The organism is Nonomuraea sp. NPDC048892 (assembly GCF_040649735.1).
GTDB classification, from domain to species: domain Bacteria; phylum Actinomycetota; class Actinomycetes; order Streptosporangiales; family Streptosporangiaceae; genus Nonomuraea; species Nonomuraea maheshkhaliensis.
In genome coordinates, this window is sequence record NZ_JBEZFZ010000005.1 from 705810 (window position 1) to 721682 (window position 15873).

Sequence of the window (15873 nt, forward strand, 5' to 3'; positions counted from 1 at the left end):
TCCCGTACGGGCTACGCCGTGGCGGCCCTGACGCCGAGTGCGACCAGCACCACGGCGCTCACCTTGCCGATCATCCGCCGGAAACGCGCCTCGCGGACGAGGTGGGCCCCTCGGTGCAGGAGCGCCGCCCAGGTGAGCAACCACACCGCCATCAGCGCGGCGTGGACGGTGGCCAGCGCGAGGATCTGCCCGGCGACGGAAGACCCGGGGACGACGAACTGCGGCACCAGGGTCAGGTAGATGGAGGCGGCTTTGGGGTTGAGGACGTTCGCGAGCACGGCCTGAACGTAGACGGATCGGGCCCGCCCCGGCCGGTCGGCGGACGTCGAAGACAGGGGCTGGTCGGACGACAGGGGCTGGTCGGACGACAGGGGCTGGTCGGACGACAGGGGCTGGTCGGAAGGCAGGAGCTGGTCGGAAGGCGGGGGCAGGTCGGTGGACGCGGAAGGCTCGAGCTGGTCGGCGGGCGCGGGAGACAAGGACCGGGTGGCGGGTGCTTGAGGCCGTAGGCGGGTGGCGGTGTGCCAGGTCCACAGGCCGAGACCCACGAGGTAGGCCGCGCCCACGAGCTTGACGGCGGTGAACGCCTGGGCCGAGTGCATGATCAGGGCCGACAGGCCGGCGACGGCCAGGGTCGCGTGGGCGTACAGGCCGGTCGCCGTTCCGAGCAGAACGGGCAGTGCCTGGCGCCGGCCGCCGGCCGTGACGTGCTGGACCAGCAGGGTCATGCTGGCGCCCGGAGTGGCGACGATGGGCAGGATCGCCAGCAGGAACCCGGCCGCCGCGTACAGAGAGATCATGCCTGGAGCACGACGCGGAAGTGCGTGGTGAGGCGGCGGTCGTCGTCCAGGAGGTGGAAGGCGAGGCCGGGCGGCTGTTCGCGGTCGTCGGGCCGCTCACCCTCCCACGGCATGCGCAGGGTCCAGGTGACGGCCGGACCGACGATCAGGGGACGGCCGGCGAACGTGGAGGCGGCGGCGGTGTGGGCGTGGCCGGTGAGCACGGCGGCGACCTGGGGATGGTCGTCCAGCAACGCGGCCAGCTCGGCGGTCGACTCCATCCGGCAGCAGTCGGGCAGCGGGTGGTGCAGCACGACGGGCGGCTGATGGAAGGCGATCAGGGCGGGCGTGTCCGGGGTGAGGCCGCCGAGGGTGGCGCGCAGCCAGGCGAGCGTCTCCGGGTCGAGGCGGCCTTCGTCCCGGCCGGGGACCGTGGTGTCGCACATCAGGACGGCGGTCCCGCCCAGGTGGTGCACCTCGTTGACGGGGCCCGAGCCGGTGGGCCGGCCCAGCAGCGCCTTGCGGTAGGCCGGGCGGGCGTCGTGGTTGCCCGGGCAGGTCAGCACGGGGAAGGGGGCCGCGAGGAGCTCGGCGGCCTCCTCGTACTCGGACTCCGCGCCGTGATCGGCGATGTCGCCGGTGACCAGCAGGGCGTCCACCGGGCGGGGGAGCGCACGCAGGTAGTCCATGACCAGGCGGGCGCGCCGGGTCGCCCGCTCGGTGCCGTCGAGGTGCAGGTCGCTGATCTGGGCCAGGAGCAACGTCATCGGGCCTCCCGCAAGGGCGTCTAATGGTTAATTCCGTTTTAGCGTTAGTGACGATAGGGTACGGAGGGGACACGGGCAACAGGAGGAGGCGAGATGGGGAGCTGGCCGGCGCTGGACCTGGCGAGCACGATCCGCCACGACGGCGACGGCGGTGTCGCCGACGACCTGGCCACCCCGGAGGGCGCGACCCGCTGGGTCCGGCAGCGGGGCGAGTCACTGGGCGGGCAGGTCGACGTCACGCGGCTCGTGGTGGACGACGGGCTCTGGAACGAGATCGTCGAGCTGCGCAGGGCCGTACGCGCGCTGTTCGCGCACGCGGTCAGCCCGGCGCCGCCGAGCCGGGCCGACGCCCACCGGCTGATGCCGGTCGAGCAGGCGCTGGCCCGCCTCAATGCGGCGGCGGCCCGTGAGACCGTGGTGCCGCGCCTCGACTGGCCCGAGGGCGCACCGCCCAGGACGGTGGTGTTCTCGGCCGAGCCCGACGCCGGCGTCCGGCTGGTCGCGGCCCTGGCCCGGGCGACCATCGACTTCCTCAGCGGCCCAGAACGCGAGCGGCTGCGGGCGTGCAACGCGCCCCGGTGCGTGCGTTACTTCGTCAAGAGCCACGGGCGGCAGGAATGGTGCAAACCGTCCTGCGGCAACCGGGCCAGGGTGGCCCGCCACTACGAACGCCACGCCGCCACCACCACGGACCCACCCGGCTGACCCCGCCACGGCCGCGACCGATGCCGGAGGCCCGCACCCAGCCCGGTGGGCCACTGCCCGCCCGCGTCAAGCGTCATGGCATCCGGAGGGCCACGGCCCGCCCGGCTCAGGCGTCGGCGCGTCCTGCGAGGGTCACGCCGGCGAGGTGGTCGATGACCTCGCGGGCGTCGGACTCGATCCCGTGGATGAACGTGGACCTGCGCCGCCGCAGCACCGGCAGCCCCAGCGCGTACAGCCCGGGGCTGTCCACCACGCCGCCCTCGTGCCGCAGCCGCCCCTTCTCGTCGATCACGGGCACGTCGAGCCACCCGTAGTCGGGCCGGAACCCCGTCGCCCACACGATCGTGCGGATCTCGCCGCCGCGCAGGTCGAGCTGGAGCCGTGCCCGCTCAGGCGCCCGCGTCGGGGCGAAGCGCTCGGGCGGCCCGACCTCGCCGTCCCAGCCGTGCTCGCGCGCCCACGCGTCGAACGTGTCCAGCAGACGTTCCATCTTGAGGTCCGCGAGGGAGAACACGTTACGCAGCCCGCCGGAGAACAGCGCTCGCCCGTCACGCACGGCGGCCAGGCGGCCCACCAGCTCGACCCCCATCGCGGTGAGCGCGTTGAGATCGAGCGTGGTCCGCTCATCCGTGCCGATCAGCTGGGGCGAGGGCAGCCGCCTGGCCCGGGTGAGGTCGTCGATCTCGTCGTAGCGCTGGTCCCACACCCCGGAGACGTCCATCCACCACAGCACGTCGCGCCCCCGGTACGTGCGCGGCAGCCGTACGTGCTCGCCCACCGAGAGCGTCACGGGACGGCCGGAGCGCCGCAGCTCGGCCGCCAGTTGCACGCCGGTCGCCGACGCCCCGACGACGAGCACGCCGCCGTCGGGGAGCTGCGCGGGACCGCGATAGCCGAACGGCGTCACCTGCTCGACGGAGGCGGGCACCGCGCCGGCGAACGGCGGCACCACGGGCACGTTGCAGGCCCCGGTGGCGATCACCACCGTCCGGCAGCGGAACTCGCCGCCGCCCGTGGTCACCTGATAGCCGTGGTCGGCCCGCCGTACGGAGGTGACGTCGGCGCCGGTCCTGACGGGCGCCCCCGAGCGGGCGGCGAAGCCCTCGATGAACGCGGTCACCTCCGCCATCGTCATGTAGCCGTCGGGGTCAGGGCCGTCGTAGCGGTGGCCGGGCAGGCGGCTCTGCCAGTTGGGCGTGAGCAGCCGGAAGGAGTCCCAGCGCTCGCGCCGCCACGAGTTCGCCACCTCGCCGCGTTCGAGCACGACGTGGTCGATCGAGCGCCGGGTGAGGAAGTGGCTCGCGGCCAGTCCCGCGTGCCCGGCGCCGATGACGACGGTGGTGACGGACTCGATGGCTCTGCTCCTCAGTACTGCTCGGTACTGCTCGGGGTAAGAAAGGGGTGGCTCAGGCGACTTCGACGGTGACGTCCGTCGGGTTCGTGAGCGCGTCGAACACGGCCGACCGCTTCTGCGACTGCGCCACCAGCGCCTCGATGTCCTGCCTGGACGCGTCCGCGTCGATGGTGAAGGTCACCTTGATGTCGTTGAAGCCGTTGCGCACGTCGCTGTCGACGCCGAGGATGCCGCGGATGTCGTGCTTGCCTTCGAGCGCCGCCTCGACCGAGCGGAGCTGGATGCCGCGGTTCTGCGCGACGGAGGCCACGCCCGCCGTCAGGCAGCTCGCCAGGCCGATGAGGAGGTATTCGATCGGCGTGATGCCGTTGTCCTGGGCCGCGAAGACCTCGGGGTGGTCGGCGTCGAAGACCGCCTCGTTCTTGTGCTCCTGCTCCTGCCCGAGGCCGAAGAACTCCTTGACCCGCGTCGTGCTGTGGACGCCGTCCTGCCATTTCGAGGAGGCCCGCCAGACGAACTGGGCGGCCTCGGGGGCGCCCTTCAGCGCCTCGCGCGCGTCCAGCAGTGCCTGTACGTTGACTCCGTTGGCGACCGTGGTCATGTCCCGCCCCTTCGCCTGAGATCCCACTTTCCCGGTAGGTATTTGACCATATACTGCCCGTGGCGGGCTACCATAGCCCCATGTCGCAGCCAGCCACTACGCTCGCGGCCGGCTCCGTCGGCACAGTGGAGACGCGCCATCTCGATCTGCCCGAGCCGGTGCGCCTCGACTGCGGCCGGGAGCTGCATCCGGTCCGCGTCGCGTACGAGACCTACGGCGTCCTGTCCCCACGGCGCGACAACGTCATCCTGGTGTGCCACGCGCTCAGCGGCGACGCCCACGCGGCCGGCTTCGCGAAGGCGCCGCCCGAGGAGGGCACGCGCGACGGCTTCGGCGCCGAGGAGCGCGACGGCGCGGCCGGCAAGGGGCTCGGCTGGTGGGACGGCATGATCGGCCCCGGCAAGGCGTTCGACACCGACCGCTACTTCGTCGTCTCCACCAACCTGCTCGGCGGCTGCCGCGGCACCACGGGCCCGTCGTCGATCGATCCGGCTACCGGGCAGCCGTACGGCGCGGACTTCCCGGTGATCACGGTCGCGGACATGGTCCGCACCGAGCGCGCGTTCCTCGACGCCCTCGGCATCGAACGGCTCGCGGCGGTGGCCGGGGGCTCGCTCGGCGGGATGCAGGCGCTGGAGTGGGCGGTCCGGTTCCCCGACCAGGTCGACGCGATCATCCCGATCGCCAGCACCCACGCGCTCCACCCGCAGGGAGTGGCCTGGAACGCCATCGCCCGCGACGCCATCATGCGCGACCCGGCCTGGCAGGGCGGGCGATACCACGGCACCGGCAGCGCGCCCGACGCCGGCATGGGCCTGGCGCGGATGGTCGGCCACATCACCTATCTGTCCGCGCAGGGGCTGAACGAGAAATTCGGCCGGCGGCTGCAGTTCGCCGACGACGTCCGCTACACGATCACCGAGCCCGAGTTCGAGGTGGAGAGCTACCTGCGCCACCAGGCCGACTCGTTCGTCAAGCGCTTCGACGCCAACACCTACCTCTACACCTCGCGCGCGCTGACCTACTTCGACCTCGCCCGTCAGCACGGTGGCGGATCGCTCGCGCGGGCGCTCGAAGGCGTCAAGGCGCGGACCCTGCTGATCGCGTTCAGCTCCGACTGGCTCTACCCGCCGTCCGCGTCGGGCGAGATCGCCGAGGCGCTCGATGGGCTGGGCAAGCCGGTCGAGTTCCAGGTGATCGAGGCGCCGTACGGTCACGACTGTTTCCTGCTGGAAGAGGCGCGGCAGACGCCCATCATCAAGGAGTTCCTGGCCCGGGGCGGGCCCAGGTGAGATCGAGGAAGAGACGTTCGTGACCGACAAGCCCTCCCGTCAGGAACAGGCCCGCGCGTTCGGGTTCGAGACCCGCCAGCTGCACGCAGGGCAGCGGCCCGACCCCAACACCGGCGCCCGCGCGGTGCCGATCTTCCAGACGACCAGCTACGTCTTCGAGGACCCCGAGTCCGCGGCGGCCTACTTCAACCTCCAGGAATACGGCAACACCTACTCGCGGATCATGAACCCGACCGTCGCGGTGTTCGAGGAGCGCGTGGCCAACCTCGAAGGCGGCGCGGGCGCGGTGGCCTTCGCCAGCGGCATCGCCGCGCAGGCGGCCGCGCTCTTCACCCTGCTGGAGCCCGGCGACCACGTCGTCTCCTCCTCGGCTCTCTACGGCGGCACCGTCAACCAGCTCAAGCACCTGCTGCGCAAGATGAACGTGGAGCTGACCTGGGTCGATCCCGACGACCCCGAGGCGTGGCGGCAGGCGGTCCGCCCGAACACCAAGGCGTTCTTCGGCGAGACGATCGGCAACCCGGGCGGCAACGTGCTCGACATCGAGACCGTGGCGGCCATCGCGCACGAGCACGAGCTGCCGCTGATCGTGGACAACACGTTCGCCACGCCCTACCTGTGCCGCCCGATCGAGTGGGGCGCCGACATCGTGATCCACTCGGCGACCAAGTTCATCGGCGGCCACGGCACCAGCATCGGCGGCGTGGTCGTCGAGGCCGGCACGTTCGACTGGTCCAACGGGCGCTTCCCGGTGATCGCGGATCCGTCGCCCGCCTATCACGGGCTGCGCTTCCATGAGACCTTCGGCACGTACGGCTATCTGATGAAGCTGCGCGCCGAGACCCTGCGCGACCTGGGCGCGGCGCTCTCGCCGTTCAACGCCTTCCTGTTCCTGCAAGGGCTGGAGACGCTGTCGCTGCGGATGGACCGGCACGTCGAGAACGCGCGCACGGTGGCGGCGTTCCTGGAGGAGCACGAGCTGGCCTCGAACGTCACCTATCCCGGCCTGCCGGGCAGCAGGCACAAGGCGCTGGTGGAGAAGTACCTGCCGCTCGGCGCGGGCGCGGTGTTCTCCTTCGACTGCGCCGGCGGCCGGGCCGGCGGCCAGGGCCTCATCGGCGGCCTGACCATCTGGTCGCACCTGGCCAACGTCGGCGACGCCAAGAGCCTGGTCATCCATCCCGCCAGCACCACGCACCGCCAGCTCGGCGACGACGAGCTGCGCGCGGCCGGCGTCGGACCGGGTACGGTGCGGCTGTCGGTGGGCACCGAGTCCGTCGAGGACCTCATCTGGGATCTTGAACAGGGTTTCGCCCGCGTCGCCGCGACGATCGAGAAGAAGGTGGAGACGGCATGACCGATCTCGCTCGCTACCAGGACCCGCTGACGATCCAGCGCGTGCTCCACTCCACCAGGACGATCGCGATCGTCGGCCTGTCGGGCAACGAGCTGCGGGCCAGCTACTTCGTCGGCTACTACCTCAAGCGGCACGGCTACCGGGTGATCCCGGTGAACCCCCGCGAGAAGGAGATCCTCGGCGAGACCAGCTATCCGAGCCTGCTCGACGTGCCCGAGCCGGTGGACCTGGTGAACGTCTTCCGCGCGCCGGACGCGCTGCCCGGCATCGCCCGCGACGCCGTGGCGATCAAGGCGGGCGCAATGTGGTGCCAGTTCGGCGTGATCAACGAGGAGGGCGCGCGGATCGCCGAGGACGGCGGCGTGACGGTGGTCATGGACCGCTGCATCAAGGTCGAGCACGCCCGTTACGTGGGCCGGATGCACTGGCTCGGCTTCAACACCCAGCGCATCACGTCCGTCCGCGCGGGGCTGCAGTAACGGGTACGGCGGCCAGCGGCAGGCGCAGGACGAATCGGGCGCCGGCGGTGCTGTCCTCGACCCGGAGGGTGCCGCCGTGCGCATGGGCGATCTTCCTGGCCATCACCAGGCCGAGCCCGGAGCCGCCGGTGTTCCTGTCGCGGGCGGTGTCCAGGCGGGCGAAGCGCTGGAAGACGAGCTCGCGCTTGTCCGGTTCGATGCCGGGCCCGTCGTCGATCACCTCCAGCAGCGCCACGCCCATCGGGAAGCGCTTGGCGTCGTGCCCGGACGCCGGTTCGTGCGAGACGCGGACGGTGACGGTGCCCGCGGCGTGACGCTCGGCGTTGTCGAGCAGGTTGGTGAGCAGGCGGGAGAGCTGCGAAGGATCGCCGGTCACCACGACGCCGGGTTGCAGCGCGCAGTCGAACGCCTTGCGCCGGCCGGGCACGTCCCGGCACTTCGCGCTCACCAGCGTGGCCAGGTCGACCGGCTCGCCGTCGACGGGCTGCGCCGCCTCCAGCCGGGCGATGGCCAGCAGGTCGCCGACGATCGTCTCGATCCGGTTCACGCTGACCAGCACGGCCTCGCCCAGTTTTCGCACGGTGGTCTCCTCGGGCGCGACCAGGGCGTCCTCGACCTCGGCTCGGATCGCCGTGATGGGGGTGCGCAGCTCGTGCGAGGCGTTCGAGGTGAAGTTGCGCTGCTGCGACATCGCGGCGTGCAGGCGGGCCAGGGTCCGGTTCACGCTCTCGGCCAGGTCGTGGATCTCGTCGTGGGTCGGCGGCAGGGGCACCCGGCGCTGTGGAGAGCTCTCGCCGATCGCTTCGAGCTCCGCGCGGATGGTGTTCACCGGTCTGATCGCGGTGGTGACGATGCGATGGCCGAGGACTGTGATCGCCGCGGCCATCAGCGCGGCGGCGCCGAACACCGTCGCGGACAGCCACGGGGCGACGTAGAGCGGGATCGTGCGGCCGGAGCTGTAGACGACCCAGTCCTGTCCCGCGCGGTAGGCCGACTGCGCGACCACGAGCCTGCAGTCGCCGTCGGGGAACACGCCACCGCAGACGACGTTGCTGGCCATGGCCTTGGGCAGGGGCGTGAAGTCGGCCATCGGCGGCTGACCACGCAGCCGCGGGGTCGAGGCGACGACCTTGCCCGTGGCGTCGACGACCTGCAGATCGCGGCCGTCCTCCTCGATTATGAGGGGGTGGACGCCGTCGTGCTCGATCTCGTGAGCCACCCGGCCGCCGTCCACGGCGATCTCGTTGATGTGGTCCTGCGTCACGTACTTGTGGATGGCGAGCATCACCGAGACGGCCAGCAGCGCCGACAGCAGCGTCGCCACCGCGCCCGCGAACACCGTGATGCGCGTGATGATCGACCAGTCTCGCCCAGCCCTCATGCGCCCAGTCGAGCACACGGGCCGTAGGGGGAGGTGCAGGCCGGGCCCCGGCGACGGCATGAAGCGAGTTAATACCTCGCCAAAAACTGGGAATGCATGTCATCTCGGTGCAAACCCGGAGGACATCGCCGCATCCACGGCGGGCCCAGGCGTGCCGTCAGCCGGCGTGCTCGTCCTTGGGGGCCGGTTCCGGCAACGGCAGGCGCAGCACGAACCGCGCTCCGACCGGGTCGTCCGCCACGGTGAGCGACCCGCCGTGGGCCTGGCACGTCTCCCTGCTGATGGCCAGGCCGAGCCCGGTGCCCCCGGGATCCAGGAGCTGCGCCTCCCGCAGCCGGACGAAGGTGTCGAAGACCCGCTCCCGGTCCTCGGGGGCGATGCCCGCGCCGTCGTCGTGCACGCTCACCACGGCCTGCCCGCCGTACTGCTCGACGGTGACGTCGATGCGTGATCTGGCGTGCCGCCGCGCGTTCGCCAGCAGGTTGGTCAGCACCCGGCAGAGCTGGATCCGTGAGCCCAGCACGATCGGGCGGTCCACCACCCGCAGCCGGACCTCGGTGCCGTAGCGGGGGAGCGCGGTCACCTCGAACTCCACCAGCTCGGCGAGGTCGAGCGGCTCGTACGCCGCAGGAAGGGCGCCAGTGACCCTGGTGTAGGCGAGCAGATCGTCGATGATCGCCTCAAGGCGTTCCGTGCTGCGCAACGTGTGCTGCAGGGTCAGGCGGAGGTCGGCGTCCTCCGGATACAGCAGCGCCTCCTCCAGTTGGGTGCGCAGAGCGGCGACCGGGGACCTCAGCTCGTGGGAGGCCATCGAGGCGAACCGGCGCTGCGCCCTCACCGCCTTCTCCAGCCGGTCGAGGTAGATGTTGGAGGTGCGGGCGAACTCGGCGATCTCGTCGTTGCCCGGCGGCTCCGGGACACGCAGGTTCAGGTCGCTCTCCGCGGCCTTGCGCATCTTCGTGCTGATCGCCCGTACGGGTTGCAGCGTCCTGCCCACCACCATCCAGGTGCTCCACGCGGCCGTCGCGGAGGCGAAGAGGACCGCGGCCACGATGCCGGCCTCCAGGTAACGCATGGCCAGGGCGGGCGGCTCCATCGTGCCCGCGTAGACGTAGTGCGGCTCGCCGCCGAACAGGGTGCTGGCCGCGCTGTCGTCCAGCCGCAGGATCGTGACCAGCAGGCACCTGCCCGACTCCCACGACGGGCAGGACTTGGTGTCCTGGAGGCGGTTGTCGTGCGACGGCCGGATCGTGCTCAGCGGCGGCTTGCCCGCCGCCGCGGCGTTGGACACCACCACGCGTCCCTTGGAGTCGACGAGCTGGAGGTACTTCGCGCGGGCGTTCGGCTTGGGCGACGGGATGTGACCGGGCCGCATCTCGGTGGCCCAGTCGACGATGGTCAGGCGCATGTCCTCGTTGAGGTCGGCCGCGACGGTGTTGCGCACGCCCAGGGAGACCAGCGCGCCGACCACCGTCAGGATCATCAGGAACAGCACTCCCACCGCGATGGTGTAGCGCACCCGGATGGAGTTCACGAACGGGCGGCGCCGCGGTCGGAGAGGAGAGCGTAGCCCGGCCATACGCTGACGGTATCCAGGACTTCTGATCCCTATGCGAATGCTTGTCCTAATATGACCAGTTGCGCAGCCGGGGATTGACGTTTCCGGGCGACGTCATGGCATGGCGTTCGGATCCGGCATACCTCCGGCATACCGCCGTCCACGACGCCCAGCCGGACTACATCTTCAAGGCGTTCGGGCGGGCTCAGCAGCCGAGCGCGTCGGCGAGCCCGTCGAAGCCGGTGAAGCCGGTGACGGCCAGGTCGCTGGTGGCGTCCTCGGCGCGGTCAGAGGCGCCGTGCGGCCCCTTCTCCAGCGGTCGCTCCACGAACGCGGTACGCAGCCCCGCCGCGCGTGCCCCGTCGAGGTCCCAGGCGTGCGCCGCGGTCATGAGGACCTGGCCCGGCTCCACGTCGAGCAGGTCGGCGGCGGTCAGATAAGGCGCGGGCAACGGCTTGTACGCCCGGGCCAGCTCGGCCGACACGACGCAGTCGAACGGCAGCCCCGAGTGGTGGACCAGGTTGGTCAGCAGCGCGAACCCGCCGTTCGACAGCGCCGCCAGCACGTACCGCCGGCGCAGGCGGGCCAGCCCCGTGGCCGCGTCCGGCCAGGCGGGCAGCCGGTGCCACACGCGGACCAGGCGCCGGCGGGCCGCCTCGTCGAACGCGTCGGCCACGCCGTGGAGCTCCAGCAGGTCGTCCAGCGACTCGCGGTGCAGCGTGTCGAGGTAGGCCCAGTCACGCTCGCCGCTGTTGACGGTCCGCATCGAGGGGACGTAGCGGCCCCTCCAGTCGTCGGCGAACCGGCCGCCGTCGATCGTGACGCCCTGCTCGGCGGCGATCAGGGAGACCTGCTCGGAGACGCCGGTGTACCAGTCGAAGGTGGTGCCGAAGATGTCGAAGGCGATCACGCGGACGTCGGCGGGGTCGAAATCGCTCATACAGCCCATCATGCGTCGCCGCCCCGGCCGAGTCGATCACCTGCCCGCGCGTCGCCGTCCTGCGTGTTGCCGTCCCGCGCGTCGCCGTCCTGCGTGTTGCCGTCCTGCGTGTTGCCGTCCCGCGCGTCGCCGTCCTGCGCGTCACCGGCCCGGCGCGTCACCTCCCCGCGCGTCACCGGCCCGGCGCGCCGCCTCCCTCTCGTGCGCCTCCGCGCGTCGTCCCCCTTCTTCCCGCCGGGCTAGCGGCGCGCGAGAGCCGGGCTAGCAGGGTCGTGAAATATCCAGATTCGCGGCCGGCGAAGCTCGCCGGGGCGTTGATGGACGGATCGGGGAGGGTGAGATGCAGTACCTGGTCGCCGCGGTCGTACTGGTCGGTCTGCTGGGCGTGCTGAACCTGCTGCTGACCGTCGGTGTCATCCGCCGGCTGCGCCGGCAGAGCGCGGCGTCGGCGGCGGACAGCCTGCCGCCCGGCACGCGGATCCCGCAGTTCGCCGCCACGACCACGAGTGGCGAGCCGATCTCCGACGAACTGCTCGGCACGCCCGCGCTGATCGGCTTCTTCTCGCACGGCTGCCGGCCCTGCGAGGACCTGCTTCCGCTCTTCGTGGAGCGGGCGCGCGGCACGTCGGACGCCGTGCTCGCCGTGGTCGTCTCCGCCCCTGGCGAGGACTCCGCCGCCGAGGCCGGGCTGCTCGCGGAGGTGGCGCGCGTCGTCACCGAGCCGCCTCAGGGGCCGCTTCAGACGGCGTTCGGGGTCAACGCCTTCCCGACCGTGCTCACGGTCGGCGCCGGCGACACGATCGTCACCAGCGGGCACGACCTGCCCGCCGCGGCGGGGGCGTCATGAGGTGGGCGTATCTGGCGGCGGCGGGCGCGGTCGCGGGGCTGGCCCTTATGGCCGTACGGCTGCGCAGGACGTACCTGGTGATCCGGGTGCACGGCGCCAGCATGGCGCCCACGCTCACCGACGGGGACCGGCTCCTGTCCCGGCGCACGGACCTGGCGGAGCTGCGCAGCGGGCAGATCGCGGTCGTGCTGAGCCCGCGCCCGACCGGCAGCAAGTACCTGATCAAGCGCGTCGCCGCCGTGCCCGGCGATCCGGTGCCCGAGCAGGTGAGGTGGGCCGTCGCCGGCGACGTCGTCCCCGACGGCAGGTTCGTGCTGATCGGTGACAACACCGAGGCCAGCTTCGACTCCCGCGAGCACGGCTACTTCCACGCCGCCGACCTGCACGCCGTCACCGTCAGGAAGCTGGAGAGGCAGCGGCATGGCCGCTGACGGGGCCCGGTTGGGCGCCGCCGCGCGTGAGGCGGTCGCCACCGGCTGGAACGCCGCCGCCGCTCCCATGATCGGGTACGCGGTCACCCTGCTGGGCACGGCCGTGGCGCCCGTCGCGGTGGCCTGGCTGACCAAGCTGGTCATCGACGGACTCACCGGCTCAGCTTCCCTGGCCGGGCTGCTCGGCCTCGCCGCGGGGCTGGCCGGCACCGGCGTCGCCGCCGCGATCCTGCCGCACTGCTCGCGCTACCTCGGCGGCCAGATCGGCCGCGCCATGGCGGCCACAACGACGGATCGGCTCTTCGCGGCCACGGCCCGCTTTCCCGGGCTGCGGCCGTTCGAGGACCCGCGCTTCCTCGACCGGCTGCGCCTGGCCCAGGAGGGCACGTCGCGCGCGGAGGGCATCGTCACCGAGGCGTTCGGCCTGGTCCGCTCCGCCGTCACCGTGATCGGCTTCGTCGGCTCGCTGCTGGTGATCAGTCCCGTCATGACGGTGGTCGTGCTGTGCGCGGCAGGGCCGGCCCTCGTGGCGCAGCTGAAGCTGTCGCGGCGGCGTACGGCGATGATGTGGCAGATCGGCCCGGCGGAGCGGCGGCAGCTCTTCTACAGCACGCTGCTGAGCACGATCGAGGCGGCCAAGGAGATCAGGCTCTTCAACGCGGGCGGATTCCTGCGTGGCCGGCTCATGGCCGAGCTGGCGACGGCGCACGCGGGCAAGCGGCGGATGGACAGGAAGGAGCTGTCGGCGGAGGGGGCGCTCGCCCTGCTGTCCGCCGTGGTGGCCGGGGGCGGGCTCGTCTGGGCCATCGCCGCGGCCCGCACCGGCACGCTCACCGTCGGGGACGTCTCGATGTTCACCGTCGCCGTCGTCGCGGTCCAGGGCGGACTCGACGCGCTGGTGACCGGCATCGCGGCGACCGACCACAACCTGCGCCTCTTCGGCCACTACGTGGCGGTGATCAGGGCCGAGCCCGACCTGCCCCCGCCGGCCGACCCCGCCCCGCTGCCGCCGCTGCGCCGGGGGATCGAGCTGCGCGACGTGTGGTTCCGCTACAGCGACGAACATCCCTGGATCCTGCGCGGCGTCGACCTGTATCTCCCGTACGGGGCCTCGGTCGCGCTCGTCGGCCTCAACGGCGCGGGCAAGAGCACGCTCGTCAAACTGCTCTGCCGCTTCTACGACCCGACCAGGGGAGCGATCCTCTGGGACGGGACCGACCTGCGCGACGTGCGGCCGGAGGAACTGCGGGAGCGGATCAGCGGCGTCTTCCAGGACCACATGGCCTACGACTTCTCCGCCCGCGACAACATCGGCGTCGGCGACGTCGGCGCGCGCGACGACCTTGGCCGGATCCGCGCCGCCGCGCGCAGGGCGGGCGTGGACGAGCTGCTGGCGGGCCTGCCGCGCGGCTACGACACGCTGCTCACCCGGATGTTCACCAGTGAGGAGGACCGCGCGGACGCCGCCACCGGCGTCGTGCTCTCCGGCGGCCAGTGGCAGCGGACCGCCCTGGCCCGGGCCTTCCTGCGCGACGGGCGCGACCTGATGATCCTCGACGAGCCGAGTTCGGGCCTCGACCCCGAGGCCGAGGCCGACGTGCACGCCCGGATGCGGCGGCACCGCGCGGGCCGGACCAGCCTGCTCGTCTCCCACCGGCTGAACACCGTGCGCGACGCCGACCTGATCGTCGTGCTGAAGGACGGGGCCGTCGCCGAGCGGGGCTCGCACGACGACCTCATGGCGGTGGACGGCGAATACGCCCGTCTCTTCCGCCTCCAAGCCCGCGGCTATCACGAGGTGCCTGACCGTGATGCCGCGCCCATGGAACCCGAGACGGGAGAGGAGGTGAAGAAGGAATGCTGGACAAGCTCATCGACCGGTTGATCCCGACCGTCAAGGCCGACGCCGCGTGCACCCCGAGGTGCGTGCAGATCAGCTACGACCCCAACACCGGCTGCTACAAGATGCGTTGCTACAACGCGGACTGCACCTACCGGACGGTCACTCTGTGCGAGTAAGACGTGGGAGGAAAGGTGGAGCAAGGTGAAACTCATCACCGACCTGGCTGACCGGATCGTCGCCTTCGTCGTGCCGTCCGGCGACGCGCAGGCCGCCTGCACCGCGCGGTGCATCGTCGTCAACACGACCTGTACCGGCAGCATCTGTTGCACCGTCTTCAAGTGCTGGAGGACGGACTGTTCCGTCTACACCAGGAAGCAGTGCGCCTGAGTGAGTAAAGGGAGCTGAGGGGAGGGCCTTCTGGCAGGCGCCGGCCAGAGGCGCTCCCCTTCGGCCCGTACCCGCCGCCGGGCTAGGAGGACGCGCCCCTGAGGATGGCCTGGTGGCGCCGGCGTAGCCGGTCGGCGGGTTCGATGCCGAGCTCCGTGCTGAGGATGTCCCGCATGCGCCGGTAGGCGGCCAGCGCCTCGGCGCGGCGGCCACGCCCGGCCAGGGCGCGCAGCAGCAGCTCCCACAGGGATTCGCGGAACGGATGGGCCTCGACCAGGCGCTCCAGCTCCGGGATGACGGAGTTGTGCAGGCCGAGCCGTAGTTCGGCCTCCGCCCGCAGCTCGGACGCGGTCAGGTGCATCGCGTCGAGGCGGCGGCGCTCGCACAGTACGGTCTCGACCTCGATCCCCGGCGCCAGCGGCCCGCGCCACAGCTCCAGCGCCTCGCGCAGCAGCTCGGCCGCCTCCGCCGCGCCGCCCGCGGCCAGCGCCTGCGACCCGCGGGCGAAGCGCTGCTCGAACGTCCTGACGTCCACCGCGCGGTCGGGGACGGTCAGGGTGTAGCCGTTCCCGAGTGTGACCAGCTCGACGCCGTGGCCGGCCAGCGGCGCCAGGGTGCGCCGCAGGCGGTAGACGTACGTCTGCAGGCTCGCCCGCGCGGTGGCCGGCAGCTCGTCCGGCCAGAGCTCCGTCATCAGCCGGTCCACGCTGACCACCCCGCCCGGCCGCAGCACGAGAACGGCGAGGATCGCCTGCTGCTTCGCGGCCCGTACGCTGATCGCCCGGCCCCCGCCGTCGACCACCGCCATGCGTCCTAACAGCTGGAACATCGTCTGGGTCATCGTCTGGGTCATCGTGCACCTCCGATCGGCATTCTGGTCGGGGCGAGTATGTTCCAGGTATGGCGGGCGCGCGGCGCCGTACCAGCCGGTCCCAAGTGATCCACAAGACGGGCCCGGTTGCATGATGCCCATGAGAACTCGTGTACGCCGCGCCGCGGCCCTGGCCCTCGTCGTCGCCACTGCCACCCTCACCGTCGGTATCACCAGCGCCCCCGCGCAGGCGATGCCGCCCGAGGGCTGGTACCGCTGCTACGTGCCGGGCTACGGCGCCATGTGGTGCCTCGACGTGTAGGTGGAACAAGCAGGCCGCC

Annotated in this window: 19 protein-coding genes; 10 read left to right on the forward strand and 9 right to left on the reverse strand. The window is 71.8% G+C overall.

Going from position 1 to position 15873, the window contains the following annotated elements; all coding sequences use genetic code 11:
• Window positions 1-11: 11 nt before the first annotated feature.
• Together AB0C28_RS20555 and AB0C28_RS20560 are read right to left on the reverse strand one after the other, a co-directional pair.
• Window positions 12-800, reverse strand: a complete 789-nt coding sequence (locus AB0C28_RS20555; RefSeq protein WP_358076354.1) for a LysE family translocator — start codon at window positions 798-800, stop codon at window positions 12-14.
• Entirely contained in the window at window positions 797-1546 is a 750-nt protein-coding gene (locus AB0C28_RS20560) for a metallophosphoesterase (RefSeq protein ID WP_358076356.1), read from the reverse strand. The genes AB0C28_RS20555 and AB0C28_RS20560 overlap by 4 nt, the downstream gene beginning before the upstream one ends.
• Before the next feature lie 93 nt (window positions 1547-1639).
• Between AB0C28_RS20560 and AB0C28_RS20565 the strand changes: the two genes are divergently transcribed.
• Entirely contained in the window at window positions 1640-2251 is a 612-nt protein-coding gene (locus AB0C28_RS20565) for a CGNR zinc finger domain-containing protein (protein ID WP_358076359.1), read from the forward strand.
• A 106-nt stretch (window positions 2252-2357) separates the two neighbouring features.
• Here the strand turns inward: AB0C28_RS20565 and AB0C28_RS20570 are convergent, their stop codons facing one another.
• Both AB0C28_RS20570 and AB0C28_RS20575 read right to left on the reverse strand, forming a co-directional pair.
• On the reverse strand, window positions 2358-3620 hold the full coding sequence (locus AB0C28_RS20570) for an NAD(P)-binding domain-containing protein (protein WP_358076492.1): 1263 nt from the start codon (window positions 3618-3620) through the stop codon (window positions 2358-2360).
• A gap of 37 nt (window positions 3621-3657) precedes the next feature.
• A complete protein-coding gene (locus AB0C28_RS20575; protein ID WP_346107570.1) occupies window positions 3658-4206 on the reverse strand; it encodes an OsmC family protein in 549 nt (182 codons plus the stop codon).
• Between the two features lie 80 nt (window positions 4207-4286).
• On the opposite strand from AB0C28_RS20575, the gene AB0C28_RS20580 reads away from it, so the two are divergent.
• From AB0C28_RS20580 to AB0C28_RS20590, 3 genes are read left to right on the forward strand one after another with little or no spacing between them, the layout of a single operon-like run.
• Window positions 4287-5498 carry a homoserine O-acetyltransferase gene (locus tag AB0C28_RS20580; RefSeq protein WP_357846810.1) on the forward strand — a complete coding sequence of 404 codons (1212 nt, stop codon included), beginning with the start codon at window positions 4287-4289 and terminating at the stop codon, window positions 5496-5498.
• A gap of 19 nt (window positions 5499-5517) precedes the next feature.
• On the forward strand, window positions 5518-6855 hold the full coding sequence (locus tag AB0C28_RS20585; protein WP_357846808.1) for an O-acetylhomoserine aminocarboxypropyltransferase/cysteine synthase family protein: 1338 nt from the start codon (window positions 5518-5520) through the stop codon (window positions 6853-6855).
• A complete protein-coding gene (locus tag AB0C28_RS20590; protein ID WP_358076362.1) occupies window positions 6852-7334 on the forward strand; it encodes a CoA-binding protein in 483 nt (160 codons plus the stop codon). The genes AB0C28_RS20585 and AB0C28_RS20590 overlap by 4 nt, the downstream gene beginning before the upstream one ends.
• On the opposite strand, the gene AB0C28_RS20595 is transcribed toward AB0C28_RS20590, so the two are convergent.
• The 4 genes from AB0C28_RS20595 to AB0C28_RS20610 all read right to left on the reverse strand — a co-directional run bounded on the left by AB0C28_RS20595 (window position 7306) and on the right by AB0C28_RS20610 (window position 11389).
• Window positions 7306-8715: a HAMP domain-containing sensor histidine kinase gene (locus AB0C28_RS20595; RefSeq protein WP_357846804.1), complete on the reverse strand. Its 1410-nt coding sequence runs from the start codon at window positions 8713-8715 to the stop codon at window positions 7306-7308. The two genes, AB0C28_RS20590 and AB0C28_RS20595, sit on opposite strands and share 29 nt — an antisense overlap.
• Window positions 8716-8872: 157 nt before the next feature.
• Window positions 8873-10249, reverse strand: a complete 1377-nt coding sequence (locus tag AB0C28_RS20600; protein WP_358076365.1) for a HAMP domain-containing sensor histidine kinase — start codon at window positions 10247-10249, stop codon at window positions 8873-8875.
• Between the two features lie 229 nt (window positions 10250-10478).
• Window positions 10479-11213: a haloacid dehalogenase type II gene (locus tag AB0C28_RS20605; protein WP_358076368.1), complete on the reverse strand. Its 735-nt coding sequence runs from the start codon at window positions 11211-11213 to the stop codon at window positions 10479-10481.
• An 8-nt stretch (window positions 11214-11221) separates the two neighbouring features.
• Window positions 11222-11389, reverse strand: coding sequence for a hypothetical protein (locus AB0C28_RS20610; RefSeq protein ID WP_358076371.1), 168 nt, complete (start codon window positions 11387-11389; stop codon window positions 11222-11224).
• Between the two features lie 164 nt (window positions 11390-11553).
• Here AB0C28_RS20610 and AB0C28_RS20615 point away from each other — a divergent pair, with 164 nt between their 5' ends.
• The 5 genes from AB0C28_RS20615 to AB0C28_RS20635 are packed head-to-tail and all read left to right on the forward strand — an operon-like array spanning window position 11554 to window position 14721.
• On the forward strand, window positions 11554-12060 hold the full coding sequence (locus AB0C28_RS20615) for a hypothetical protein (RefSeq protein ID WP_357846796.1): 507 nt from the start codon (window positions 11554-11556) through the stop codon (window positions 12058-12060).
• Window positions 12057-12491: a S26 family signal peptidase gene (locus AB0C28_RS20620; RefSeq protein WP_357846794.1), complete on the forward strand. Its 435-nt coding sequence runs from the start codon at window positions 12057-12059 to the stop codon at window positions 12489-12491. Before AB0C28_RS20615 ends, AB0C28_RS20620 begins: the two co-directional genes overlap by 4 nt.
• Window positions 12481-14376: an ABC transporter ATP-binding protein gene (locus AB0C28_RS20625; protein ID WP_358076374.1), complete on the forward strand. Its 1896-nt coding sequence runs from the start codon at window positions 12481-12483 to the stop codon at window positions 14374-14376. Before AB0C28_RS20620 ends, AB0C28_RS20625 begins: the two co-directional genes overlap by 11 nt.
• The gene (locus AB0C28_RS20630) at window positions 14349-14510 is read left to right on the forward strand and encodes a hypothetical protein (RefSeq protein WP_326630037.1); all 162 of its coding nucleotides are present in this window, start codon (window positions 14349-14351) and stop codon (window positions 14508-14510) included. The genes AB0C28_RS20625 and AB0C28_RS20630 overlap by 28 nt, the downstream gene beginning before the upstream one ends.
• A gap of 25 nt (window positions 14511-14535) precedes the next feature.
• A complete protein-coding gene (locus AB0C28_RS20635; protein ID WP_346107550.1) occupies window positions 14536-14721 on the forward strand; it encodes a hypothetical protein in 186 nt (61 codons plus the stop codon).
• Window positions 14722-14803: 82 nt separating this feature from the next.
• On the opposite strand, the gene AB0C28_RS20640 is transcribed toward AB0C28_RS20635, so the two are convergent.
• Window positions 14804-15574: a BTAD domain-containing putative transcriptional regulator gene (locus tag AB0C28_RS20640; RefSeq protein ID WP_357846789.1), complete on the reverse strand. Its 771-nt coding sequence runs from the start codon at window positions 15572-15574 to the stop codon at window positions 14804-14806.
• A 118-nt stretch (window positions 15575-15692) separates the two neighbouring features.
• On the opposite strand from AB0C28_RS20640, the gene AB0C28_RS20645 reads away from it, so the two are divergent.
• Entirely contained in the window at window positions 15693-15854 is a 162-nt protein-coding gene (locus AB0C28_RS20645) for a hypothetical protein (RefSeq protein WP_357846787.1), read from the forward strand.
• Window positions 15855-15873: the final 19 nt, after the last annotated feature.